The 23,026-nt window shown below is 67.6% G+C and carries 24 protein-coding genes, 1 tRNA gene and 2 pseudogenes; 16 read left to right on the top strand and 11 right to left on the bottom strand.

Going from position 1 to position 23,026, the window contains the following annotated elements; translation table 11 throughout:
• Positions 1-46 precede the first annotated feature (46 nt).
• A complete protein-coding gene (locus tag ACFKCF_RS17045; RefSeq protein WP_394494616.1) occupies positions 47-688 on the top strand; it encodes a class I SAM-dependent methyltransferase in 642 nt (213 codons plus the stop codon).
• A gap of 74 nt (positions 689-762) precedes the next feature.
• Here ACFKCF_RS17045 and ACFKCF_RS17050 read toward each other — a convergent pair whose 3' ends face one another.
• Together ACFKCF_RS17050 and ACFKCF_RS17055 are read right to left on the bottom strand one after the other, a co-directional pair.
• A complete protein-coding gene (locus ACFKCF_RS17050; protein WP_394494618.1) occupies positions 763-1,347 on the bottom strand; it encodes a hypothetical protein in 585 nt (194 codons plus the stop codon).
• Positions 1,348-1,516: 169 nt separating this feature from the next.
• On the bottom strand, positions 1,517-1,906 hold the full coding sequence (locus tag ACFKCF_RS17055; protein WP_394494620.1) for a hypothetical protein: 390 nt from the start codon (positions 1,904-1,906) through the stop codon (positions 1,517-1,519).
• 165 nt (positions 1,907-2,071) lie between these two features.
• Between ACFKCF_RS17055 and ACFKCF_RS17060 the strand changes: the two genes are divergently transcribed.
• The 5 genes from ACFKCF_RS17060 to ACFKCF_RS17080 all read left to right on the top strand — a co-directional run bounded on the left by ACFKCF_RS17060 (position 2,072) and on the right by ACFKCF_RS17080 (position 4,870).
• Positions 2,072-2,506 (top strand): MarR family winged helix-turn-helix transcriptional regulator, encoded by a 435-nt coding sequence (locus tag ACFKCF_RS17060; protein ID WP_394494621.1) that lies wholly within the window; start codon positions 2,072-2,074, stop codon positions 2,504-2,506.
• Positions 2,503-2,847, top strand: a complete 345-nt coding sequence (locus ACFKCF_RS17065; RefSeq protein WP_394494623.1) for an ester cyclase — start codon at positions 2,503-2,505, stop codon at positions 2,845-2,847. Before ACFKCF_RS17060 ends, ACFKCF_RS17065 begins: the two co-directional genes overlap by 4 nt.
• Positions 2,848-2,996: 149 nt before the next feature.
• Positions 2,997-3,641 (top strand): DNA alkylation repair protein, encoded by a 645-nt coding sequence (locus ACFKCF_RS17070; protein ID WP_394494624.1) that lies wholly within the window; start codon positions 2,997-2,999, stop codon positions 3,639-3,641.
• 210 nt (positions 3,642-3,851) lie between these two features.
• Entirely contained in the window at positions 3,852-4,613 is a 762-nt protein-coding gene (locus ACFKCF_RS17075; protein ID WP_394494626.1) for a class I SAM-dependent methyltransferase, read from the top strand.
• On the top strand, positions 4,604-4,870 hold the full coding sequence (locus ACFKCF_RS17080) for a hypothetical protein (protein ID WP_394494628.1): 267 nt from the start codon (positions 4,604-4,606) through the stop codon (positions 4,868-4,870). Before ACFKCF_RS17075 ends, ACFKCF_RS17080 begins: the two co-directional genes overlap by 10 nt.
• Before the next feature lie 50 nt (positions 4,871-4,920).
• Here ACFKCF_RS17080 and ACFKCF_RS17085 read toward each other — a convergent pair whose 3' ends face one another.
• Positions 4,921-5,259: a MiAMP1 family antimicrobial peptide gene (locus ACFKCF_RS17085; protein WP_394494629.1), complete on the bottom strand. Its 339-nt coding sequence runs from the start codon at positions 5,257-5,259 to the stop codon at positions 4,921-4,923.
• Positions 5,260-5,471: 212 nt separating this feature from the next.
• Here ACFKCF_RS17085 and ACFKCF_RS17090 point away from each other — a divergent pair, with 212 nt between their 5' ends.
• On the top strand, positions 5,472-6,497 hold the full coding sequence (locus tag ACFKCF_RS17090) for an ATP-binding cassette domain-containing protein (protein ID WP_394494631.1): 1,026 nt from the start codon (positions 5,472-5,474) through the stop codon (positions 6,495-6,497).
• A complete protein-coding gene (locus ACFKCF_RS17095; RefSeq protein WP_394494633.1) occupies positions 6,494-7,330 on the top strand; it encodes an ABC transporter permease in 837 nt (278 codons plus the stop codon). The genes ACFKCF_RS17090 and ACFKCF_RS17095 overlap by 4 nt, the downstream gene beginning before the upstream one ends.
• 1,686 nt (positions 7,331-9,016) lie before the next feature.
• Here ACFKCF_RS17095 and ACFKCF_RS17100 read toward each other — a convergent pair.
• The 3 genes and pseudogenes from ACFKCF_RS17100 to ACFKCF_RS17110 form a co-directional block, all read right to left on the bottom strand.
• A pseudogene (locus ACFKCF_RS17100) lies at positions 9,017-10,483 on the bottom strand (ATP-binding protein); the annotation flags it as partial.
• A 43-nt stretch (positions 10,484-10,526) separates the two neighbouring features.
• Positions 10,527-11,135 (bottom strand): hypothetical protein, encoded by a 609-nt coding sequence (locus tag ACFKCF_RS17105; protein WP_394494635.1) that lies wholly within the window; start codon positions 11,133-11,135, stop codon positions 10,527-10,529.
• Between the two features lie 119 nt (positions 11,136-11,254).
• Complete coding sequence (locus ACFKCF_RS17110; protein WP_394494636.1) at positions 11,255-11,680, bottom strand: hypothetical protein; 426 nt, start codon at positions 11,678-11,680, stop codon at positions 11,255-11,257.
• A gap of 72 nt (positions 11,681-11,752) precedes the next feature.
• On the opposite strand from ACFKCF_RS17110, the gene ACFKCF_RS17115 reads away from it, so the two are divergent.
• The 5 genes and pseudogenes from ACFKCF_RS17115 (at position 11,753) to ACFKCF_RS17135 (ending at position 15,838) form a co-directional block, all read left to right on the top strand.
• Entirely contained in the window at positions 11,753-12,211 is a 459-nt protein-coding gene (locus tag ACFKCF_RS17115) for a hypothetical protein (protein WP_394494637.1), read from the top strand.
• A complete protein-coding gene (locus ACFKCF_RS17120) occupies positions 12,208-12,690 on the top strand; it encodes an RNA polymerase sigma factor (protein ID WP_394494638.1) in 483 nt (160 codons plus the stop codon). The genes ACFKCF_RS17115 and ACFKCF_RS17120 overlap by 4 nt, the downstream gene beginning before the upstream one ends.
• 60 nt (positions 12,691-12,750) lie before the next feature.
• Positions 12,751-13,710, top strand: a complete 960-nt coding sequence (locus ACFKCF_RS17125; RefSeq protein ID WP_394494640.1) for an alpha/beta fold hydrolase — start codon at positions 12,751-12,753, stop codon at positions 13,708-13,710.
• A 99-nt stretch (positions 13,711-13,809) separates the two neighbouring features.
• Positions 13,810-14,301 (top strand): annotated as a pseudogene (locus ACFKCF_RS17130) (WD40 repeat domain-containing protein); the annotation flags it as partial.
• A gap of 193 nt (positions 14,302-14,494) precedes the next feature.
• Positions 14,495-15,838: a WD40 repeat domain-containing protein gene (locus ACFKCF_RS17135; protein ID WP_394495100.1), complete on the top strand. Its 1,344-nt coding sequence runs from the start codon at positions 14,495-14,497 to the stop codon at positions 15,836-15,838.
• A gap of 301 nt (positions 15,839-16,139) precedes the next feature.
• Here the strand turns inward: ACFKCF_RS17135 and ACFKCF_RS17140 are convergent, their stop codons facing one another.
• Positions 16,140-16,409, bottom strand: a complete 270-nt coding sequence (locus tag ACFKCF_RS17140; protein ID WP_394494641.1) for a hypothetical protein — start codon at positions 16,407-16,409, stop codon at positions 16,140-16,142.
• Positions 16,410-16,912: 503 nt separating this feature from the next.
• On the opposite strand from ACFKCF_RS17140, the gene ACFKCF_RS17145 reads away from it, so the two are divergent.
• Entirely contained in the window at positions 16,913-17,482 is a 570-nt protein-coding gene (locus ACFKCF_RS17145) for an ArsR/SmtB family transcription factor (RefSeq protein ID WP_394494642.1), read from the top strand.
• Positions 17,483-17,781: 299 nt separating this feature from the next.
• On the opposite strand, the gene ACFKCF_RS17150 is transcribed toward ACFKCF_RS17145, so the two are convergent.
• Positions 17,782-18,561, bottom strand: a complete 780-nt coding sequence (locus ACFKCF_RS17150) for a class I SAM-dependent methyltransferase (RefSeq protein WP_394494644.1) — start codon at positions 18,559-18,561, stop codon at positions 17,782-17,784.
• Between the two features lie 284 nt (positions 18,562-18,845).
• Between ACFKCF_RS17150 and ACFKCF_RS17155 the strand changes: the two genes are divergently transcribed.
• Both ACFKCF_RS17155 and ACFKCF_RS17160 read left to right on the top strand, forming a co-directional pair.
• Positions 18,846-19,448 (top strand): tyrosine-type recombinase/integrase, encoded by a 603-nt coding sequence (locus ACFKCF_RS17155; protein ID WP_394494645.1) that lies wholly within the window; start codon positions 18,846-18,848, stop codon positions 19,446-19,448.
• A 997-nt stretch (positions 19,449-20,445) separates the two neighbouring features.
• Positions 20,446-21,408 (top strand): DUF4360 domain-containing protein, encoded by a 963-nt coding sequence (locus ACFKCF_RS17160; protein ID WP_394494647.1) that lies wholly within the window; start codon positions 20,446-20,448, stop codon positions 21,406-21,408.
• 595 nt (positions 21,409-22,003) lie between these two features.
• Here the strand turns inward: ACFKCF_RS17160 and ACFKCF_RS17165 are convergent.
• The 3 genes from ACFKCF_RS17165 to ACFKCF_RS17175 all read right to left on the bottom strand — a co-directional run bounded on the left by ACFKCF_RS17165 (position 22,004) and on the right by ACFKCF_RS17175 (position 22,955).
• Positions 22,004-22,076: transfer RNA gene (locus ACFKCF_RS17165), tRNA-Ala, on the bottom strand.
• Positions 22,077-22,091: 15 nt separating this feature from the next.
• Positions 22,092-22,793, bottom strand: a complete 702-nt coding sequence (locus ACFKCF_RS17170; protein ID WP_394494649.1) for an HAD family hydrolase — start codon at positions 22,791-22,793, stop codon at positions 22,092-22,094.
• A 42-nt stretch (positions 22,794-22,835) separates the two neighbouring features.
• Positions 22,836-22,955 carry a DLW-39 family protein gene (locus ACFKCF_RS17175; protein WP_020542320.1) on the bottom strand — a complete coding sequence of 40 codons (120 nt, stop codon included), beginning with the start codon at positions 22,953-22,955 and terminating at the stop codon, positions 22,836-22,838.
• Between the last annotated feature and the right edge of the window lie 71 nt (positions 22,956-23,026).

Raw genomic sequence — 23,026 nt, forward strand, 5'->3', positions numbered from 1 at the left:
CCGACAGTCGTACGACGGCGCCGGGCAAGGTCTAGAGTCGTCCACCGTGACCGAAACCCCCTCCTATCTGACCACGACGGCGGAGTCCTACGACGCCGTTGCCGTCATCTACGCCGAGTTCGTCCAGGGTCAGCTCGACCGCCAGCCCCTGGATCGCGCAGCCCTGGCCGCGTTCGCGGAGTTCGTACGGACCGGCGATGCCGGGACCTCGGTCGCCGAGCTCGGATGCGGCCCCGGCCACATGACGGTGCACCTTCGGGAGCTGGGGCTGGACGCCTTCGGCATCGACCTGTCCCCTGAGATGATCAAGCTTGCCCGCGAGGCCTATCCTGACCTGCGCTTCGAGGTCGGTTCGATGGAGGCCCTCGACCTGGCGGACGGCGAGCTGGACGGCATCCTGTCCTGGTACTCCGTCATCCACACCCCGCCGCAAGAACTGCCGCCGTACTTCGCCGAGTTCCACAGGGTGCTGGCCCCGGGCGGCCACCTCCTGCTCGGTTTCTTCGAATCCGAGGGCGGTCCGGTGGCGGCATTCGATCACAAGGTGACGCCTGCCTACCGCTGGCCGATCGACGACCTCGCCGAGCTGGCGTACAAGGCAGGGTTCGTCGAAGTGGGGCGAATGCTGCGTGAGCCCCAAGAAGGGGAGCGATTCCGCCAAGGCCGTCTGCTGATGCGTAAACAGTAGAGACGACAAGCAGCCGGCGGGCCGCAGTGACCGGGCCTCACTGCGGCCCGGCCTCTCACCGTTCCGCGCCTGCGTCACCGCAGACCGGACGCCACCTCGATGTGCCGAACGACGACCAGCAGATCCCACGAGCACACCCGTTGATCGAGCTCGCTCACCCGGACAGCGAGGACCTCGCGCCGTGCCGCCGTGACGACGCCGCCGGAATCCAGACACTCGCTGACGCAACTGCCGATCTCCAGGAGCACCGGGTCCGTGGAAGGCATCAGAAGAGGCAGGCGTCGCCGATGCCAGAACCGCAATGCGTGCAGCGCCGCTTCCCTGGGAGCGCCGTACCAGTACCAGCGAGCCTGAAGATTCGGATTGGAATCCCCCGCACGCGGAGATCGCCGACCTCGCCTTTTGGCCTCCCGGCGCCTTGTCGCATAAGCCCGGAGCTCGACCTGCAGGGCGGCACGGCTGCTCTCGACGATGTCGAGAGCGCGGAGCAGCGCCGCCTCGTCGAGTTGGAACCTTCCTGCCTGCGACTCGAGAAAACTCAGCGTCGCCTCGAACCCGAGGGGCCGATGCAATTGCACGCAGGAACGGAACGCCGACACCCGCCATCGGTAAGGCAGGGCAGGGTCACGCACCCTACGGGCAAAAGTGCCGAAGCTCACCAGGAAAGGCTAGCCAGCCCCACGGGGCGCGTCCGCTGACCCCAGCGCGGTCGATAGACGTTGCCGGATGATCGGGCACGCTGGTTCTGCACGGGCGGTCGCCATGGCCGCACATGCCCGAAGGCCACTTCCTGGCCTGAGGAAGTGGCCTTCGACGTGGAGTGGAGCCTCAGCTGCAGCGCGCGACCCGGGTCACGGAGTACGGCTTGTAGACGGCGGCGTAGAACTTCTTCTTACCCTTGGTGTGGGCGTTGACCGTCATGCAACGGTACTTGGCGGCCTTGTTGCCGACCGAGCCCTTCCTGACAAACATGATCTTGACGCTGACCTTGTGACTGCAGTGGTTGTTGAAGTAGATGGTCGCGGTCGTGGTCCCCTCACCCCACGAGTAGTTGGCCCACTTGCCCTTGGGCTTGGAGCAACTGACGCTGTCGCGCTCGACCGCAGCCCGGGCAGACGCCGAACCAGCCTGTGCGGAGGCGGCCGTTGCCGGCGCCAGCACCAGGGCGGCCGTGGCGGCGGAGCCGAGGAGAACGGATACGAGCTTGTTGCGAGTCATGCTTCAACCTCATGAAGGTAAATAGATCTTGACAAAATCACCTTACCGGTCATCCGAATCATGAGTGAAGTCGCCCTCTCACCATCCGTAGAACCGCTGGTTACGCAGTGCCGCCGCAAAAGGCGTAACTCTTGATGGCATCAAGAGTTGATGGTATAAAGAGATGTGCGTGAGGAGACGCCGGAGGACACGTTCTTCCGTGAGCTCGGAGGGGCCTGCGCGGAGCTGCGGCAGGCCTTCCCCCGGCATGTGGGCATGAGTCCCCACCGAGTGCAGCTGCTCGTCCGGCTGTGGCGTGACGGCGAGACCAGCCACAGCGACCTGCGCCGGACGCTCGGCATCGACGGCGCGAGCGTTACCCGGCTGGTCAAGGAGTTCGAGGCCGAAGGGCTGGTCGGTCGCCGCCTGGACCCGGCGGACAACCGCTACACCCTGGCCGCGCTGACCCCGGCCGGCGAGCGGGTCGCGGCCGACCTGGAGGGATCACACCAGGCATACCAGGAGCGGCTCCTCGACGGCATCACCCCACGACAACAGGAGATCGTGCTGGGCGTTCTACGCCACGTCCGCGCCAACATGATCGAGCAGGAGAGCCGATGACCGAAGACGTACGGGCCGCCGCCCGGCGCATGTACGCCGCGTTCAACGCCCACGACCACGCCGCCGCTGCGGAGATCTTCACCGCGGACTTCTACAGCCACCCCCTGGCCACGACCGGTTCTGAGAGCGTGACCCGGGCGTGGCAACGGTTCCACGAGGCGTTCCCGGATGCGCAGGTCGTCGTCGAGGACCTGATCGTCGAAGGGGACACGGTCGCCGTCCGTACGAGCGTGCACGGCATCCCCGGCCAGGAACCACCGACCATGCTGGAGATCTTCCGCGTGCGCGACGGACGTGTCGCCGAGCTGTGGGGGCTGTCGTCGCTGCGGCGCGACCCCTGACGGCCACGGCCCGCTCCATTCACTCAGGCGGGGAGCACCTTGAAGCGGCGGTTGGTCAGGCTCGGGTTCTTGGCGGGACCCGTCGTAGGCTGAATCCCGCGTGTGACGGACAGGAGGCTGAGGTGGCCGAGACGACGCTGACCGAGGTGATGGCCGAGCTGGCCGAGCTCGAGGACCCGAGGGCACGCGAGGTGAACGAGAGACACGGTGACGATCACGGTGTGAACCTCGGCAAGCTGCGCGCGCTCGCGAAGCGGCTGAAGACGCAGCAGGAACTCGCCCGTCAGCTCTGGACGACGGACGACACCGCGGCGAGACTGCTGGCGATCCTGGTCTGCCGCCCGAAGGCGTTCGAGCGTGCCGAGTTGGACGCCATGGTGCGCGAGGCCCGCGCCCCCAAGGTGCACGACTGGCTCGTGAACTACGTGGTGAAGAAGAACCCCCACTCCGAAGAACTGCGCCTGGCCTGGTCCGCCGATCCGGATCCGGTGGTCGCGAGCGCCGGCTGGGCGCTGACCACCGAACGCGTGGCGAAGCAGCCCGGCGACCTTGACCTCGCAGGACTGCTCGACGTCATCGAGGCGGAGATGAAAGACGCCCCGGATCGCCTGCAGTGGGCGATGAACCACTGCCTGGCGCAGATCGGGATCGAGCACGCCGAGCACCGAGCCCGGGCGATCGACATCGGCGAGCGCCTTCAGGTGCTCAAGGACTACCCGACTTCGCCGGGCTGCACGTCTCCGTTCGCGCCCGTCTGGATCACCGAGATGGTGCGCCGGCAGCAGGACAAGTAGTAAGGCCCGCGCTCGTGCCGCTGCCCCTCTGGACGCCCGGCCCGGCGACCACCTCCGTCTGATCGGGGAACGAGCGCCGAGGCACGTCAATCCAGATCCTGCTCGCGTGGGCTTGCGGCATGACGCGGCACTGCATATCGTCCGATGTATCAAGTCGATATATCGGAGCTGACGCTTCGCTGTCGGCCCGGCTGGCGCGGGGGAGCTGCGATGAGGCGGATCGACTACGACACGGAGCAGTACCAGGACTACGCACGCGGCCGGGCACTCAACGACCAGCAGCTGCAGACCTGGATCAGCGCCTTCGCAGCGGTGCTGCCCGAGCGGCGTCCGCTGGCGGGGCTGGACGTCGGCTCAGGGACCGGCAGGTTCACTCCCGCGCTGGCGCGAGCGTTCGGTCCGGTGACCGGCGTCGAGCCGTCGGTCCGCATGCGCGAGATAGCGCAGGAGCAGTCCCGGCATCCCGAGGCGCGGTATCTGCCAGGCTCCGCCGAGGACCTGCCGGTGCCGTCCGGCAGCGCCGACTACGCTCTCATGTTCTTGTCCTGGCACCACGTCCAGGACAAGCCGCGGGCGGTCCAGGAGCTGGCCAGAGTGCTCAAGCCCGGCGGGCGGCTGTTGCTGCGCGCGAATTTCAGCGACCACCATCCCAGGCCGTGGTGGCTGGAGCACTTTCCCCGCGGGCTCGAAGTGGACGCCTCGCTGTTTCAGCCGCTGCACGAGGTCATCGCGATGTTCACGTCGGCCGGGTGGCGCGTCGCCGGCTTCGGCACGGTCACCGAGCCGTCCTACGGCACCCGCGCTGACATGCTCGAACGGCTGCGCCTGCGTACCCTTTCGTTCTTCGCCCAGCTCGGCCCCGACGAGCTGGAGACCGGCTTCCGCAACCTGGAGCAGGCCGTCGCCGCGGATCCCGGCGCACCGGCGCCAGTGTTCTCCGAGCCGCTGCTGACGCTCGAACGGTGCCAGTGACGCCTGGGACGAGGAGAAGGACCGCGTCATCTACCTCGACAAGACCACATACGTCTCCGGCGCCCTCGTGGAGAGGCTCCTCGGCCGGCCTGGTCAGCAAGCTGTGGAGTTCGTTCACGGCCAAGGGCGTCCCGGCCGACTCCTCCGATGACGAGGGCAGCACCTTCATCGTCGGCACCCGCTACACCGGCTGGGGAAGCAAGGTGTCAGTCAAGGCGCCGAATCCCAAGACCGTCACCGACAAGCTGACCAGCTGAACAACGCCGGATCCCGCCCCCCATGGCGCGACCGTGTCAAGGGGCGGGCGTCAGCACACCACGAAGATGCTCTTCCAGCCGACACCCGTCGCCTGCTTCGCGTTGGCCCCGGCGGGCAGCTTGAAGTGCACCGCTCCTCTGGCGTTGATCTGGTTGTGCATGCGGCCGGCCTGGCCGGAGCCGTACCACTTGTACGACCCGCGGTAGTAAAGGTTGGTCACGCCGCACTTGTCGATGACCTGTGTCCGGCCGGTGAAGCCCGGCCCTTCGTAGGCCACGTACGTCGAGCCGGGGCCATCGGACGCCGAAGCATTGGCGGCACCGCCCATGACGGTGACCAGGGAGGCAGAGATGGCGGCGACGAGGGCGATCTTCTTGATGCTCTTCACGTCAATCCTCCGGATACGTCTCGACTGATTAGTAGAGAGGCCCCGGACCAGGACCGTCCCTTTCGTAGGTTTTCCTAACGAGAGGAACATATGGACCAGCCCTTGATCATCACTTACGCCCCACTTGCACCACACGTGCCACAAGATGCGTACGGCGACCGGTGAAACCTGGTCGAGGGCGCCGTGAAACCGGCACCGCCGAAAGTGAAGCCATGAGCATCACAGAACTCGGACGTACCGAGGGCGTCCCCGCCCTCGCCGGGGGCGCCGATCTGGCCGTAAGCGCGCAAGGGCTGGTGAAGACCTTCGGCGAGCACCGCGCCGTCGACGGGATCGACCTGCACGTGCGCCCCGGCGAGATCTTCGGCGTCCTCGGCCCGAACGGCGCCGGCAAGACCACCACGATACGGATGCTGGCCACGCTGCTGAGGATCGACGCCGGCCGCGCCGAGATCTTCGGGGTCGACGTGGCCGGCAACCCGCACGTGATCCGCCAGCTGGTCGGCGTCACCGGACAATACGCCTCCGTCGACGAGAACCTGACGGCCCGCGAGAACCTCTGGCTCTTCAGCCGCCTGCAGGGCATCGCCGCGCCGCGCGCCCGGCGCATCGCCACCGAGCTGCTGGGCCAGTTCGCCTTGGAAGAGGCCGCCGACAAACCGATCGCGCAGTTCTCCGGGGGCATGCGCCGGCGCCTCGACCTGGCGGCCAGCCTGATCACCAGGCCACCGCTGATCTTCCTCGACGAGCCGACCACCGGTCTCGATCCGCGTACCCGCGGCCAGATGTGGGACACCATCCGCGGTCTGGTCGCCGACGGCTGCACGGTGCTGCTGACCACGCAATATCTGGACGAGGCCGATCAGCTCGCCGATCGCGTCGCCGTCATCGACCACGGCCGCAAGGTCGCCGAGGGCACTCCCGACGAGCTGAAGAGCGAGGTCGGCAACTCCACGCTCCAGCTGCTGCTCGCCGAGCCGGGCGAGGTGCCCGCCGCCGTGGAGGTCGTACGGCGTGTCCTCGGCTCCGACCCGGTGCTCAGCCCGGAGCGGGGCCGGCTCAACGTCGCCCTCGACCAGGCCGACCTGGCCGCGGACGTCCTGATCGCGCTGCGCACCGCCGGGGTGTCGATCTCCTCGGTGAGCGTGGCCAAGCCCAGCTTGGACGAGGTGTTCCTCGCCCTCACCGGTCATGAGACGAATGAGGACGACGGGACCGCCACGGAGGAGGACCGATGAGCACCGTGATCGCACCGGCCCGCGAGGCGGTACGGGCCGCCGACCGGGTGGCGGCCGCCCGGCGTCGCGTCTCCATGGGGGAGACGATCGGTCAGACCCTGACGATGGCCTGGCGGGCGCTCAAGAAGATGCGCCGCAACCCGGAGCAGTTCTTCGACGTGGCGCTGCAGCCCATCCTGTTCACCGCGATGTTCGCCTTCATCTTCGGCGGCGCCATCGCCGGTGACGTGGACAGCTACCTCCCCTTGATGATCCCCGGCATCCTCGCCCAGACCGTGCTGACGACGTGCATGGCCACGGGCACGCAACTGCGCGAGGACATGGAGAAGGGCGTCTTCGACCGGTTCAAGTCGTTGCCGATCGCCCGGATCGCGCCGCTCGCCGGCCCCATGGTGGCCGACCTGCTGCGCTACACGATCGCGGCCACTCTGACCTTCGGCATGGGTCTGGTGATGGGCTACCGGCCGGGCGGTGGAGCGGGCGGCGTGCTCGCCGCGATCCTGCTGGCGATCTTCACGGGCTGGTCGCTGGCGTGGGTCTTCACCTGGATCGGCACCATAGCCCGCAGCGCCCAGGGGGTGCAGGGCATCTCCATGATGATCTTGTTCCCGCTGACGTTCCTGTCGAACGCGTTCGTCCCCGTCGAGACCCTGCCCGGCTGGCTGGCCGCGTTCGTCCGGTTCAACCCGGTCTCACACCTGGTCACGGCCACCCGCGACCTCGCCAACAGCGGCCTCGCCAGTGGGGAGGTGGCCTGGACGCTGCTGGCGTGCCTGGTCGTCATCGTGATCTTCGCGCCGCTGTCGGTACGCAGCTACAAGCGGCACATGTGACCCGTGCCCGTCACGGCCGGAGACCCGATCGAGGAGACTGCGCGCCTCGTCGAGCAGGTCGGAGCCGCGCCGATCGCCGTAGCCGGCCCGCACGGCGGCGATCATCCCGGGCGCGGCCCGCTCCGCGTACGGTTCGATCCGTTCGAAGGCCATGCTGGGAATGCTGGAGTTGTACGCGAACCGTTCGGCCAGCACCAGCAGCCCGATCGCGTCGCGGACGGCCATGGCTTCGCGCAGCAACCCCCACGCGCCGAGCGCGAAGAGCCTCGAGCCGCACAGCGGATAGTCGAGGATCGGGCTTTCCGCGGCCAGCAGGTCGTAGCCCCGGATGGTGAAGAACAGTTCCTCGCCGTACGGGGCGTCTTCCGGTGGGGCGTGGTACGCGTACGCCGTCAGGGTGACCGACTCCGCCATGATCGTCCACGGCGTGATCTCCGCGCGCAGCCCCCCGGGCAGACGCAGGTTGTGCGCCCGCCGAACGGCCAGGCGGTATTCCGCGAGCGCGGCGGCCGTCCTGCCGCGGGCGAGGGCGAGCTCGGCCGCGCACAAAGAGGCCATCGCCACCCCGCCGAGCACGGTCTCGTTGTCGTTGATCCGGATGATCTCGGCGAGTTCGGCCTCCGCGGCGTCGAGGTCGCCGTCGGCGAGAGAGGAGATCAGCAGCAGCGCGCGGAGCTGAACCTCGTCGTCGGCGGCGCCGATCCGGCTCAGCACCGGGATGGCGGTACGCGCGTGTCCGACCGCCCGCCGCCGGTCGCCGAGCTGCATGACCAAGTGAGCCAGCATGGCGTGCGTGATCGCGGCGAACCACGGCCCCTCGTCCTCGCGGAGCATCGTCAGGGTCCGCTCGGCGGCCTCGATCGCCCCGGTGACGTCTCCCGTGTTCTCCAGGACCTGGGCGCTCATCTGCGTCGCCGCCAGAACCACGTCACGGTCGGTGCTCCGGGACAACTCCTCCAGCCGGCGACACACGTCGGCGACGTCGTCAGCGTCGCACGCGAGCAGCACCGTGGCCATCGCCGCCAACAGGGGATCCGTCGCGTCACCGACGGGCAGCATACGCAGGAGGTCGCGCATCGGACCGCTGCCGCGGTCGGTGAAGTTCAGGCTGTTCATGAGCGTGATCAGCATGGCGGCCCTGGCCACCTCGAAGAGATGCGGCAGCGGCAGCCAGCCGCTGACCACCTGGGCGATCGCGTCCCGGTGAACGAGAATCCGGGAGTGGTCGCCGCGGATCGACCACAGCGCGCCGACGCCGGCCAGCAACTGGACCATCGTGGCGGGGTCGGGCTCGCCGAGAGCCTGCCGGAGCAGATCGGCGAGGTTGCTCTCTTCCGCGTGCAACGCGTCGGCCGCCGCGAACTGCGCCGGGCCGAACAGCTCGGAGCCGTGTTCGAGGGCGTACGCCGTCGCCCAGGCCCGCTGCGCCGCCCGAGCGGACGCCTCTTCGCCGGCCTCCTTCAGGCGCATCCGCCCGAACTCCCTGACGGTCTCCAGCATCCGGTAGCGCAGGCCGTACGCCGTCTCGCGGACGTTCAGCATCGACTGCTCGGTCAGCGCGTTCACCACGTGCAGGGCGTCCGAGCCCAGCACGTGCTCGGCCGCGGCCAGCGTGAAACCGTCGCCGAACAGCGACATCCACCGCAACGCCTGCCGTTCCGGCTCGTCCAGCAGATTCCACGACCACTCGATGACCGCGAGCAGCGTCTGGTGCCGATCGGGAGCCGTACGGTTCCCGCCGCGCAGCAGGGCGAACCGGTCCGCCAGGCGCCGGGCGATCTCCTCCACCGACATCACCCGCACCTTGGCCGCTGCCAGCTCGATCGCCAGTGGCAGCCCGTCGAGGCGGGCGACGATCTCCTCGGCCACACCCTCGCTGATCCGCACACCCGGGCGAGCGGCCGTGGCGCGCTGGCGGAACAACTCCACCGCGTCGCCCGTGGGCAGCTCGCCGAGCGGGTAGACACGTTCGGCCGGGATCGACAAGGGGGCGCGCGAGGTCGTGAGCACCCGCAGGTCGCGGGTCGTCACGGTCAGGAACGCCACCAGGTCGGCGACGGCCTCGATCACGTGCTCGCAGTTGTCCAGGATCAGCAGCGCCGGAGCCTGATCGAGATGCTGGGCGATCCGGGCGCGAACGTCTGAGCGCTGATCGGGGGTCAGGATCCGACGCCCGCTGACCGAATCCCGAACCCCGAGCGCGGAGCCCACCTCGCTCACCACGCCCTCGGGTGAGGACACGCCGACGAGCTCGACGAAGTGAGCCACCGGCTGCGCGACGTCCCTGCCGACGACATGAGCCAGCCGCGTCTTGCCCAGCCCGCCAGGACCGATGATGGAGACCACCCGGTTGGTCTGCAACAGGGCGTGCACCGCACGGATGTCGCCGTCGCGGCCGAGCAGCGAGGAGCCGTCGAACAGGATGCCCGCACGCACCGGCCGATCCGCGATGAGGAGTTCGGCGTACACGCGGGCGAGCTCAGGCCCCGGTTCGGTGCCGAGCCGCGCCACCAGACCCGCGCGATACCGCTCGTAGCGCTCCAGAGCGGCGGCGGCACCTCGTACGGCGGCCTCGCTCCGCAGCAGGCGGGCCAGCAGTTCCTCGTCGTGCGGCCAATCGGCCGCGGCCTCCTCCAGCAGCGGCAGCGCGGCCTCGTGAGCGCCGCTCCGGCCCCGCGCGATCGCCGCCACCCGCCGCGCCTCGGCCACCCACTTCGCCGCCATGCCCCTCAGCTCGGCGACCGCGCCCGTGGCACCGTCCGAGCCGCCGGGAACGAGACCCATGGCCTCTTCGGCGCGGCGACGCGCGAGCGCCACGTCGTCCTCGCCCAGTGCGGCCCGCGCCTCCTTCACCAGCGCGCCGACCAGCAGCGCGTCCACCTGATCGGCGGCCAGCCCGAGCCGGTAACCACGCGGGATCCGCACCACGACATCAGCATGGGTCGCCGCCCTGGTCCGCGAGACGACCACCTGCAGCGCCTTCGTCGGATGGGCCGGCGCCTCATCGGGCCACAGCTCCTCGACCAGGCGCTCGTCACTGATCCCGGCACGCCCGTGCAGGGCGAGCACGGACAGCAGGGTCTGCGCACGATCGCCGATCACACGCACACCCCGCCAGCGGACGCCGTCGAGCAGGACCAGAGCGGGGGACACACCCTCAGCTTACGGACGAGTCGGACGCGTGCGGCGTGACAGCTCAGTCCGAAGCGATCGAGTCGCGGAAGAGGAAGCTGTTCGAGCGATCCGTGTGCAGGTAGTGCTGGAACCGCGTGGCCTTCGCCTGGGCCGTCCTGTCGGCGGCGACGATCGTGAGGATGACGTACCTCTTGGTCGAGGTCACCCGCTGCCTGGCGTAGACGTACGTGTCGAGCATCTTGTCCCGGCGCCACTTCACGGCCCCGGAGGAGCTCGTCAGGCGCATGGCCGTGGCCTTGGCAGCCTTGACGGTGGGGAAGGACATGATGACCTGGACCGCCGTGAGATGCCCTCGGTAGGCCGCATAGGCCAGTTGAACGGCGCGCTCGCACTTGTTCCTGGCCAGCACGCCGTGCCTGTCCACCGGCGCACACGAGCCGTACGTCCAGCCGCCCACCTTCTTCGCCTTGAACGTCACGCTGCCCAACCGGAAGTTCCAGTCGCCGTATCCGTCGGCGTCGATCGGTGAGTCCTGGCGCTCGTTCTCGCCGGTGCTCGGCTCCTTGGGCTCGGGGGTGGGGTCTGCGGTCGGCGAAGCCGCGGCGGTGTTCGGGGCGGGGGCGCTGAGGTACTTGTGCAAGCTGAACGTGAAGCCGCCCGGCAGAAGCACTGCAAGGATCGCGACCAGAGCAGAAGCCACACCGGGGTATTCCCGCGGGCCGGGTTGCCGAGGGTATCCCATGCATTGATTGTGCTGTACTTCATTACCATCTGCCCCAAAACGCCCCGTCACTCGTGATTCGAGAGAGCCCGCATCAACACGACCCCGGTCGTGAACGCCAGCGCCACGCACAACGGGGTGTAGAGCAGCAGGTTGAGCCAGTGGAACGGGGTGCTGGTGTCCGTGCCCAGCCCGAAGGCCCAGGCGAGGCCGAGTTCCGCACGGGCGAGCAGCCCGCCGCCCAGAGCGACGGTGACCGCCTTGGCGAGCCGACCGCCCCGGCCGAGGGAGACGGCGATCACCGAGAGGGCGGCGACAGCGAGCATGACGATCAGGGGTGCGAGGACGCGTGCCGTGAAGGGCGTGTCGAAGTTGAGCAACGCCAGGGAGAGCGCTCGCGGGTCCGCGGCCGGCCATACCCACCAGGAAAGGTGAAGGAACGCGTCGAGCAGCAGGACGGCGGCGACGAAGGCCGCCGGCAGTGAGATTCTCATGCCCGGCAGGAGGAGCGGAAATCGCCGATGGTTCCATGGAACCTTCTCCCCGGTCGACGCCTCTGGATGGATATGACTTGGCCTGTTGCTGATCTGGACCCGGTACGGAGGCTGCGGGTGCTCGCCTCCGCCATCCCCGGGGCGTACATGGCGGAACGCGTCATCGCCGCCCCGTACGAGGACGTCTGGTCCGTGGTGAGCGCCCTGGAAGAGGAGTTCGGCACCTTCGAGCCGGACATGCGCCGCCTGACCATCGTGTCCGGGCACGGGAGCGAGCGCCTGGTGGCCAAGGCGCGAAGCAGGTACGGCATGCGTGCGAGGTTCGACATCGAGCTGCGGCCCGGCTGGTGCTGGATGCAGAGCAGGTTCCTGATCGTCGGCGTCGCGGCGGCCGCCGTACCGGGAGGAACCCTGGTCGCCCAGACGGGAGGTGTCCGCGTTCCCGGCCGGGCGGCGCTGGTGCCGCTGGGCGTGCGGACCGCGGGAGAGAAGGCGCTGGCCAGGCTCGAGGCGAGGGTCGTGCGTCGATGAGCGCCGACCTGGTGCGCGCCGCGCAAGGCGGCGACACGATGGCCATGAACGACCTGCTGAGCGAGCTGACCCCCTACCTCGGCCGGATCTGCGGGCCCATCGCGCTCGACAACGGGTCCGACGCCGTCCAGGAGGCGCTGATCGCGATCTTCCGGAATCTGGGGAGCCTGCGCGATCCGCAGGCGCTTTACGGCTGGGCCCGGGCGATAGCCGTACGGGAAGCAGTCAGGATCGCCAGGCGGCGGCACCACGCGGTGGAGCTCGCCGAACTGCCGTCAAGGCAGGACGTCGAGAGCGCGGTGGACATCCGTGACGTGCTCGAGCGGCTGTCCCCCGAACATCGGGCGGTGCTGGTCCTGCGTGACCTGGAGGGGTTGCCGGAGGAGGAGGCCGCACGGCTCCTGCACGTACCGGAGGGGACGGTCAAATCGCGCCTGCACCGCGCCCGCCGGAGCTTCCGCAGAGCGTGGCAGTCGTGAGGAACCTCCTGAGGCTCGCTCGCCTCCTTCTGGTGGAATCCCACAGAACGGAGAGCATCCATGAGGCCTCGTACGCTCGCGGTCCTGAGCCTGACCCTCACCCTGGCCGTCGGCGCCGCTCTTTACGGCGCGTACGGCTACCGGCCAGCGGTGGCCGGCTACCGGCCGCCGGCGAATGCGCGGTTCCTCGACACCCCGCTCGCTCGCTTCCACTACGTCAAGGAGGGCTCCGGCACACCCGTCGTGCTGCTGTCGCCCGGGGCTTCATGGACGTACGGCTGGCGCCGTCAGGTGCCGGAGCTCGCCCGCGACCACACGGTCTACGTAGTGGACCTCCCCGGTCAGGGATTCACCCGGCTGAAGGACCGCGACTTCACCTGGGACCTGGCGGGGATGACCGCGGCGATCGGCGTGTTCCTGAACGCGGCGGGTGTCGAGCGTCCCGCGCTCGGCGGGCTGTCGTGGAGCGGAGGCTGGGCGCTGGCCTACGCCCAGCGCCACCCCGAACGCGTCAGCAGCCTGCTCCTGCTGGCCCCCTCCGGCGCGAGCACCCGGGATACCTGGGTGTACGAACTCATGAAGTACCCGGTCGTCGGGGAGCTGTGGAACAACTGGTACTACGCCGACAGGTCCAGCTCCCGCGCCGCGCTCGACCGGATCCACGTCAACCGCGGCAGGATCCTCGAGGAGGACGTCGACGCGTTCTGGGCACCCGGCACCTTCCCCGACAACCTGGAGAGCCAGGTCCTGCTCGAACGCGGCCTGGACTGGCGTGAAACCCTGGCCGCCATGCCGTCCACCACCACGCCCACCCTGGTGATCTGGGGCCGCCAGGACACCGTCAACCCGGTGCGGCAGGCCCAGGAGTACGCTCGCCGGATGCCCGCCGTGCAGGTGCGCGAACTCGACGGCTGCGGCCACGCGCTGACCACCGACTGCCCGGAGAAGGTCGCACGCCTGATGACGGACTACCTGGCTTCAGGGCCCGCGGGCCCGCACGCTCGACGTCCTCACCCGTGAGGCACCCTGCGCACCCGGCCACGCGCCGCCACCCGGGAAGGCGACCCGCCCCGGGTTTCTCGGAGACGCGTCCCGGTGCCGGCAACTAATATGCGCGGCATGTCGTCTCTGCCCCGCCATGAGGTACCGGCTATTCGTCCTGCTGCCTGGCGTGTGCGGCCAACTTGGACGAGTCTGCTGCCGAAGGGCGTGAAGTCATGCCCGCCGCTGGGCGCCACCGACGGCCACACCAATTGGGTGTCGCCGGTGACGACCGCGGTCCTCGACGGCCGTGCCGTGGCGGTCACCGGGGGCGGCGACAGAACAGTACGGGTTTGGGACATGGCGACCGGCGAGCAGGTCGGCGCCCCATGGGCTGGTCACACGAACGCGGTGCGGGCGCTGGCGACGTCCGTTCTGGACGGTCGCCCCGTTGTGGTCAGCGGTGGTGACGACGACACCGTACGGGTGTGGGAACTCGCGTCCGGCAGGCCGGTGGGTGAGCCCTTCAACCTTCAGGCCGACAGCGTGGAGGCCCTCGCGATCGCGGAACGCCATGGCCGCCAGGTGGTGGTCACCGGTTGCTACGACACGACGGTACGGGTATGGGACCTGGAAACGCGGCAGGAGGTGATGGCACCGCTCCGCGGCCACACCGGCCCGGTGTACGCCGTGGCGACCGCGGTGCTGGACGGCCGCTGGGTGGCCGTCACGGGCGGCGACCGCGGTGCTGGACGGCCGCTGGGTGGCCGTCACGGGCGGCGACCGAACGGTCCGGGTATGGGACCTGGATACCGGTGATCCGGTGGGTAGCCCGTTCACCGGCCACGGTGGATACGTGGGCGCGGTTGCGGTCGCGGAGCTGGCTGCCGGCCATCTGGTGGTCGTCTCCGGTGGCTACCAGGCGACTACACGCGTATCGGACCTGGCCACCGGACTGCCGGTCGGTGACCTCCCCCGATCCGCGGACCTGGAGGCCGTGACGACCGCGGTCGTACACGGCCGGCTGATGGCGATCACCTGCAACTCCGATGAGCCGACCATCCAGGTGTGGGACCTGGAGACGGCCGAGCTGGTCGGTGAGCTGTCCCCTCAGCATCGCCGCACGCTGCATGGGGTGGCGACGGCGGTGGTGGACGGCCGGCAGGTGGTGGTGTCGAGCTGCGACGGTGGGACGGTCCGGGTGTCCGAGCTGGTCGTCGGCCGACCGGCCGACAAGCCAGTTCGCCACGACGCCGCGATCACGGCGGTGGCCACCACTTCAGTGGCCGGCCGACCGGTGGCGGTCACCGGCAGCGATGACGCAACCGTACGAGTATGGGATCTGGACACCGGTGATCAGGTGTGCCGGCCACTGACGGATCACACCGGCGCCGTCACCGCCGTGGCCGCGACCCAAGTGGACGGTCGCGCGGTGGCGATCACCGGCAGCGATGACGGCAATGTCCACCTCTGGGACCTCGCGCTGGGGAAGGCGGCCGGAGCGCCGTTGACCGCCCACCGCCGCCCGGTAACCGCGGTCGCGGCCGACAGCACGGACGACCCACCCCGGGCCATCACCGCCGGCGACGACAAGACCATCCGGGTATGGGATCTCCGCACCGGCGAAGAGACCGGAAACCCCCGCAAGAGCGACCATCGATGGGTACAAGACCTCACCACCACCACGCTCGACGACCGGCCCGTCGCAGTCCTCGGACGGTGGGGCGGCGGCTTCCGGGTCCGCGACCTCACCGTGAACCGCGACACCGGACTCCAGACCACCGGTGGCAACGGCAAACCGGTACGCCTCGTGGCCGCCACCGTCGTGGACGGACGACCCATCGCCATCACCACGAACGACGCCTGGCGCGAGCCACCGATGCAGGTGTGGGACGTCGCCACCGCTCAGCAGATCGGCCGGCTCGCCATGGGGAGCGTGGTCGCACTCGCCGCCACCACGATCGACGGCCACCCCATCGCCGTTGCCGCCGGCCACAGAACGGTGGCGGCATGGAGCCTCACCACCTTTGACAGGATCAGCCCTGACATCGAATTCCCCGACCCGGTCAACGCCGTCGCCGCCACCCCGCAGGGCCACATCATCGTCTGCTTCGACCGTGACATCGCCGTACTCACCGCAACCCGAACCGGGGCCCTCATCGGCTAGATCAGACTTCGGCGGAAGGCGAGAAAAGGCCGCTTCCCGATCACGGGAAGCGGCCTCTGACCTTGAGTGGAGCCTAGGAGATTCGAACTCCTGACTTCCTGCTTGCAAAACGGCCGGATCTTCAGGCGAAACAGCCCCGAGCTGGAGGACGGGCAGTCCCCGAGTGACCGTGATTGACCACTGTTGACCGCCCTTAATGGCACACTAATGGCATGCCGATCAAGGCTGTTAAATGGTCGCTTCTACACGGTGCGCATCCCGTCCGTCTGATCATCCCGTCTGCTGTCGACCTGCCTGTGCGTTAGAGGGCGTTAATGAAGCGGATGGCCTCATCCTGACCCATACCGGTCTCACCGCGTACGAGAAAGATCGCTTGTTCGATGCGGCCTGCCTGCTTGAGGAGGCGTACGCGGGTGGCGAGGTCGGGCGGGGCGGCGGCATACGTCTGACGACGGCCTGCTTTGCGACCCGGGATCCGATGGGGGGACGCCCAGGCGACGAAGAAGACGACTCCGGCGAAGACGAACATGATGATGATGACAAAAAGAATCTGTAACACCGTGTCCATCACGGGAATCATCGTAGATCACGGCCCCTCTGGTGACGGGCACTAAGTCACACGTTCATCCGGTACCGGATGGGCTGGTGTCATGAATCGCGGTCCGTGGGGGCTCGACCGATCAGGTCTGCGTCATGGCCATCAGATGATGGACAACGGCGGCCTCAAGTGGAAGTTCAAGAAGATCCGCATGGGGGCATGGTTCCTCGTCGATCCATGAGCGGTATGGGCACGTGACGGACGAGATGATCGCGGAGGCGATGGAGCTGTTCACGGTGTGGGAGACCTCGCTCCGGCGCCGGTTCGAGTCGACGCTCCTAGCCGCATCAGTCCCCTGACCTCCGGGGACGGCTCTCGCATGTTCGCTTCCAGGGAAGATCATCCGCGCATATCCCGCGAGGCGGAGGCAGGCGCGATCATCCGTCACGCCACCAGCCTCGACGCCGCCGACGCGTGATTTCAAGATCCAGTAGACGTCTTGAGCATTCTCACCTGCTGGTCTTACCGTCGTGGCCATGCGACAGATCGATGACCCGGACGTGCTCAGGGTCTTGACCAGCCGGTTTCGATGGAAGCTTTTCAGCCTCCTCTATCGGATCGGCCCGGTCACGGTGAGCGAGCTCGCCAGACGGATGGATGCCGACCCCGGCCAGGTGAGCTATCACCTGCGGCAGTTGCAGAAACATGACTTGATCGAGGACGTGCCGGAGCTCGCCCGCGACAGCCGGGAACGCTGGGTGCGGTCAGCCATGGGCGGGTTGGCGGTGGTGAAAGGCTTCGAAGCCCCGCAAGACAGAGCCGTGGTGCAGGCGTGGACTTCACAGTGGGTGATCGACCAGTTCGAGCGGCTGCGCGACTTCGAACGCACCCACATGACGCTTCCCGAGGACTGGCAGAACGCGGGCTTCGGAAGCAGCCGCCAACTACGGCTCACCAAGGATGAGCTCGCGCAGCTCGGCGACCAGCTCAATGCCGTGTTGCAGCCGTGGCGCGAGCTGACCAAATCGCGCGTCGAATCGAGCGAGGCTCCGCCGGACACCCGTCCGATCTTCCTCTTCTACCACGCATTCCCCGAGGAGCCCTGAGGAGCCTTCCATGCATCACATGTATGAAGAGCTCGTCCGTGCGGACCTGGCTGAGCAGCGAGCCGAGGCTGCACGGTTACGCATGGCCCCGCAGCGCTCGCGCCGCCCTGTTCTTCTGCGCCTCCGCGGCCGGTTCGCGATCACCCTCCGCCGCCTCGCCGACCACCTCGAACCTGCCTGATAATCCGTGCTCAGGAAAGGTTGTAAAGCCGCGCGGAATCAGTCTTTCTGCGCTGGTGACCGGTCGTGTTTGTCACCGGAAGGTCCGCAGACTCGCGCGTTCTCCGATCGCGCAGCGGTTACGGCTTGATGGCCCGGGTGGCAAAGTAACCAGGCATGTACCGGGCGGTGGCATCCGCGTGATGCGGGGCTTCGTCCAAGTGGGTCAGGGTGAAGCCTGCCGCGAGCTGGCCGCCGATCTGCCCGGCGAGTGAGTGGCTGTATTCGATCGGCCCGGTCCCGTACGAGCGCTGCCGCTCGGCTTCTGGGAGATCAAGGCTGCTGAACGGGAGCTGATGGCGCACTATGAGCTCACCCCGCTCCTCCAGCGCCGTGATGTCGAAAATGAAGATGTCAGGGTTCATGAATCCGGCCATCAAGATTCCGCCCGGACGCAGCACGCGGAATGACTCCCGCCAGACCGGTGCAAGATCGGGGCAGAACACGTTGGACACCGGGTTGAAGACGACATCGAAGCTGGCATCGGGGAACACGCTCAGGTCGCGCATGTCGCCGAGCACAGTACGGACGGCCAGTCCCTCGCGGGTGGCGACCTCCCGGTCGCGGCCCAGTTGCTGCGGCGAGTTGTCCAGTACCGTCACGGCCGCGCCCGCTGCCGAGAGCACCGGCCCCTGCTGCCCTCCCCCGGAAGCCAGGCACAGCACCTCGGCACCGACCAGTTCAGCCGGAAACCAGCCGCGCGGCACTGCCTGGTAGCCGATCAGGACGACGGACCAATCGCCGGCCCGTGCCCGGGCGATGACCTCCGGCCCGACCGGCCGGGTCCATTCGTTACTGTTCTCCACCTCGCGGTCCCAGGCGGCACGGTTATACGCCACGGGATCAAAGCTGTCCGTCACAACGGCAAAGCTTAGGGGCTGGCACAAGGGCACCCGATGCGGGCTGGGTACCGCAGACGGCGGTGTCCAAGTCGGCAAGATCACAACACAGATGATCCGCGCACGGTGGGCCGAACGCCTGGAGCAGGGCGCGTCGGTCTCGACGGTTGCCAAGGCGCACCGGTTCCTGCGGGCCATTTTGATGACCGCGCAGAAGAGGACAAGTTGATCAGCCGTAACCCGTGCAGGATCAAGGGCGCCGACAACAACACACACCCGAGCGTCCCGTGATCACGGTGTCTCAGGTGTTCGAGCTTGCCGACCGGATGGCGGACAGGCGGTTTCGAGCGCTGATCCTGCTGGCCACGTTCGCAAGCCTGCGGTGGGGCGAGGTGATCGCACTTCGACGGCATGACCTCGACCTGGCGGCGCGCACGGTCCGGGTCCGCGAACAGCTCATCGAACTGGACGGCGGTGAGATGCGTCTGTGCCCGGTCAAGTCCAAGGCCGGCCGCCGTACGGTCGGCATCGCTGCCGCGATCATCTCCACCCTCAGCGAACATCTTGCGTCCTACGTAGGTCCCGAAGAGGACGCGTTCGTGTTCCTCGGCAAGAACGGCGGGTTCCTGCGCGGGAGCAACTTCCGGCGTGCCGCGAAGTGGGCATATGCACTCAAGGAGATGGGGCTCACGGGCCTGCACTTCCACGATCTGCGGCACACCGGCAACACCCTGGCCGCCAGCACGGGCGGCGCGTCCACCCGGGAGCTGATGACCCGCATGGGGCACTCCAGCACCCGGGCAGCGCTCATCTACCAGCACTCCACCGACGAGCGCCAGCGCGAAGTGGCGCGCAAGCTTGACACCCTCGCCCGCGGCGCACTGGCCAAGAAGCCATCGGGCACGTAACGGGCACGGCCCCAAAACCAGCCCCCAGAAAGATCGAAAGCCCAGGCCATTGACCTGGGCTTTCATATGAGTGGAGCCTAGGAGATTCGAACTCCTGACTTCCTGCTTGCAAATGGGGGCCAGGTGCGACGCTGAGAGGTGTTCATCCTGGTCAAGCAGCAGGTGGTGGTTGTCGACGTGCGCTGCTGTACGTCGACGTTGCTGTACTTCTCTGCTGTACGGCGATGGGCGCATGACAGCGTTACTCGATCCATCCCGCTGTCAGATAGAGCGCAGTTTACTCAGTCTAATTTCAGCTCTTATGGTCACAATTGCGACATTTGGGCGAAATGGGCATGCGTCATCGACGCCCGAAGAGGCTGCTCGAGATTCGTTGAAGCAACAAGAGGCTGCTCGTGAGGGGCGGACAACGGCGCTTCAGTTACTCCGGCGCATAGAGGAGACATCGTAGACAGGGGGATAGTTTGGCGATGTTTGTGTCCTCCTGTCTGTGGCTGCAGGGGGTTGACGAGTTGTTGCGGTGGCGCTGGATCCATGGGGCAAGATCGTAAAGGGGGGATTGCAATGATCAACTGATTGGGGAGGGGTAGCGCCCCTGCCCGCGGTCTCCCCTCTCACCCTCCCTTTGCGATCTTGGAGGGGCCTCATAGATCCGGCTCCGAAACAATTCGGCGGCCCTCGGAACCCTTCGTTTTGCCGTGCGGCATCGCATCTTCGGGTATTCAGGCATCAAGGACACTCCCTCTTTTCGCTCCTTGCTGATTATTTGCCCGCTTATAAGCGTACGTGCGTCTTTCATGCTTGACGCTGGGGTATCTCCTTTGTCGCACTATCGCAGCGGTGCGGGCGGATAGGAAAAAGGAACAGATCCGGCATCCGAGCTACCGCGACACCATTCACGAGCTCGATCTGACACAGGTCAACGAGCCTCAGGAAATTATCTGACGTTCTCGCTAGGAACGCTTACCACGGAAAGGAATGCCCTATGCCATTCATTATGCGCAACACACTCCCCAAGCTGGCCGCAGGTACACTTGCCGCCGCCGTCCTCGCCGCAGCAGTCATGACGCCCGCCGTCGCGGCATCCTCTGTCCCCAACCCGGCCGAGGCATACATATCGAGCGTCAGTGCGAACGGAAACGGGTGCCCGCCCGGGACATGGGAGGCGGCGATCAGCCCCGACGGGAAGTCGTTCACCGTTACATTCAGCTCATACGAGACGCTCATCGAACCTGGTGGTGATGCTTCGGATAAGGAATGCACGCTCTCGTTGAACGTGCATACGCCGCCGGGGACCTCGCTTTCCACCGCCAAGTTCTCCTACCAGGGCTACGCGCTCATGGACCAAGCAGAGATGAGCGCGACGCAGAGCGCAAGCTACGACTTCCGCGGTGCTCCCGTCCCGGCTCAGTCGGTTCGCTCGCAGATCTTGGGGCCACACGACGACGCGTACCTCTTCTCCGACCGGATCTTGCTTCACGACGACGTGGCGTCGGCGCAGGGCGCAACCCGCGCGCTAAACGGGAAAACAGGCCTGGTCCTCACCAACAACCCGGCAAAGACCGGCAGCGGCTTCTTCAACACCAACAGTGTCGACGGAACGCTCCAAAACGGACCGGGTTGCACCATCGACCGGCGCACCGCCACCTCGGGGCAGACCATCATCGGCACCTCGGGCGCCGATGTCATCTGCGGGTCACCGTTCGCCGACCGTATCGCCGCGCTGGGCGGCGACGACGTCATCCTCTCCTTCGCGGGCAACGACCGGGTCACCGCCGGTGCCGGCAACGACACCGTCTTCGGCGGCAACGGCGACGACGACATCAGCGGCGACGACGGCAACGACACCCTCGACGGCGAAGCCGGCAACGACCGGATCCTGGGCGGGCCGGGCACCGACACCGCTAACGGCGGGCCGGGCACCGATTCCTGCATAGCCGAGACGACCACCTCCTGCTGAGTCAGGTCGACGCTCCGGTGATGTGGCTTCGGGACGAAGCAGTCGAGGTCGGAGCCGGGCGACCTGCTTTACCCACCTTGGCCGCGCCGGGTCCCGAAGCGAGGGGACCCAGGTCGGACACTTGCGGGCAGGGAGGAACCTGCGCGACCCGCCGGGCCAGCGTACGGGCCCCTCGCTCCCGGCCCGGCCAAGGACACCGGGCGAAAGCCGGCCGCCCTTCACCATCGCCCCGGGAGCCGATCCGGCGCAGGAGTGCCAACCGTGTGCGACCAGCGTGCGATCCGCCGCGGTCAGCTTCGGTGAGCAGTGGCGACCCAGAGTCCAACTTCTGAGCGGGGGCAAAGCCCCGATCAGGGCACTTCCCAAGCTGACATACCCATCACCCAGGTAGGAGGTTGTTCGCTTGCTGCACTACACGTGCATGGCTAGGCCATCGAGCACGCGACCATGGGGACGATGAGCGGCTCGCGGAGGACGATCGCTTCAGGACGGCGGTCACCACAGGCGACAGATGCGTGACCACCGGACGCGGTAGTCACGCAGTTTGTCACTCTCCCTCGCCTCACAGTGATCGGCGAGGGAGAGTCTTCCCAGGTGGAGCCTAGGAGATTCGAACTCCTGACTTCCTGCTTGCAAAGCAGGCGCTCTGCCAACTGAGCTAAGGCCCCTTCGACGAAGATAGCTTACCGGGCGGACGAAGCTACCTGCGTCGTACCAAGGTCATCGCTCAGTACCAAACTGGGGAAGTCGGCGATCGAGTCAAGGATGTGGGTCGCGCCGCCCTTCAGAAGGCGCTCCCGGCTGTGGACCCCGGTCATCACCCCCGCCACGATCGACGCCCCCGCGCGCGTGCCGCAGAGCATGTCGTTTTCGGAGTCGCCGATGACGGCCACCTGGCGGACGTCCTCCACCCCCAGGCGCAGCACCGAGTGCAGGACCATGTCGGGCCAGGGGCGGCCGCGGCCGCCGGCGTCTTCGGGGGAGATGGCGAGGTCGATCTTGTCGTGCCAGCCGAGGACGCTCAGGATGCGGCTCAGGGTGGTGCGGCTGAAGCCGGTGATCAGGGCGAGTTTGATGCCGGTGCCGCGGAGTTTGTCGAGGACCTCCAGAACTCCGGGCATGGGGACGAGACCCGCCCGCTCAAGAGTGCCCTCGTAGGAGCGCTCGAACGTCAGGTTCGCCGCTTGCGCCTGGGCCTCGTTTCCGGGGAAGATCCCACGGAAGACATCGATCTTGGGACAGCCCCGGGACCGGTGCACGTGAACCATGGCACGCGCGTACGCTCCGGTCCCGGGCACTATGCCCTGGGTCGCGATCGCCTCGGCAAAGGCGCGCTCGACCATGGCGATGTCACCGACTGTGGTGCCTGCCAGGTCCAGGCACACCAGCTTGATGGGGACGACGTCACTCATCGCCTCGCCGGTCGGTTAGTTCTCGCTGCCGGTCGCCTCGGTCCAGAGATCGAGCTCGGCGCGGTCGGCCTGCACCTTACGCCAGATCAGCAACCCCCCAAGGGCGATCAGCGCCAGAACGAGCAGCTTCTTCACGGTGTGACCCCACTTCTTCGACGGCCTCACCTGCCGGGGTGAGACCCAACGGTTGACATGCAGCCTAGCAA

The organism is Nonomuraea sp. JJY05, assembly GCF_043496855.1.
Classification (GTDB): domain Bacteria; phylum Actinomycetota; class Actinomycetes; order Streptosporangiales; family Streptosporangiaceae; genus Nonomuraea.

Excerpts from the sequence above, each read along its gene's own strand:
- ACFKCF_RS17055 (WP_394494620.1), bottom strand. The coding sequence starts at position 1,906 with ATGACTCGCAACAAGCTCGTATCCGTTCTCCTCGGCTCCGCCGCCACG.
- ACFKCF_RS17065 (WP_394494623.1), top strand. The coding sequence starts at position 2,503 with ATGACCGAAGACGTACGGGCCGCCGCCCGGCGCATGTACGCCGCGTTC.
- ACFKCF_RS17070 (WP_394494624.1), top strand. The coding sequence starts at position 2,997 with ATGGCCGAGCTGGCCGAGCTCGAGGACCCGAGGGCACGCGAGGTGAAC.
- ACFKCF_RS17075 (WP_394494626.1), top strand. The coding sequence starts at position 3,852 with ATGAGGCGGATCGACTACGACACGGAGCAGTACCAGGACTACGCACGC.
- ACFKCF_RS17090 (WP_394494631.1), top strand. The coding sequence starts at position 5,472 with ATGAGCATCACAGAACTCGGACGTACCGAGGGCGTCCCCGCCCTCGCC.
- ACFKCF_RS17095 (WP_394494633.1), top strand. The coding sequence starts at position 6,494 with ATGAGCACCGTGATCGCACCGGCCCGCGAGGCGGTACGGGCCGCCGAC.
- ACFKCF_RS17110 (WP_394494636.1), bottom strand. The coding sequence starts at position 11,680 with ATGAGAATCTCACTGCCGGCGGCCTTCGTCGCCGCCGTCCTGCTGCTC.
- ACFKCF_RS17115 (WP_394494637.1), top strand. The coding sequence starts at position 11,753 with ATGACTTGGCCTGTTGCTGATCTGGACCCGGTACGGAGGCTGCGGGTG.
- ACFKCF_RS17120 (WP_394494638.1), top strand. The coding sequence starts at position 12,208 with ATGAGCGCCGACCTGGTGCGCGCCGCGCAAGGCGGCGACACGATGGCC.
- ACFKCF_RS17125 (WP_394494640.1), top strand. The coding sequence starts at position 12,751 with ATGAGGCCTCGTACGCTCGCGGTCCTGAGCCTGACCCTCACCCTGGCC.
- ACFKCF_RS17145 (WP_394494642.1), top strand. The coding sequence starts at position 16,913 with ATGCGACAGATCGATGACCCGGACGTGCTCAGGGTCTTGACCAGCCGG.
- ACFKCF_RS17160 (WP_394494647.1), top strand. The coding sequence starts at position 20,446 with ATGCGCAACACACTCCCCAAGCTGGCCGCAGGTACACTTGCCGCCGCC.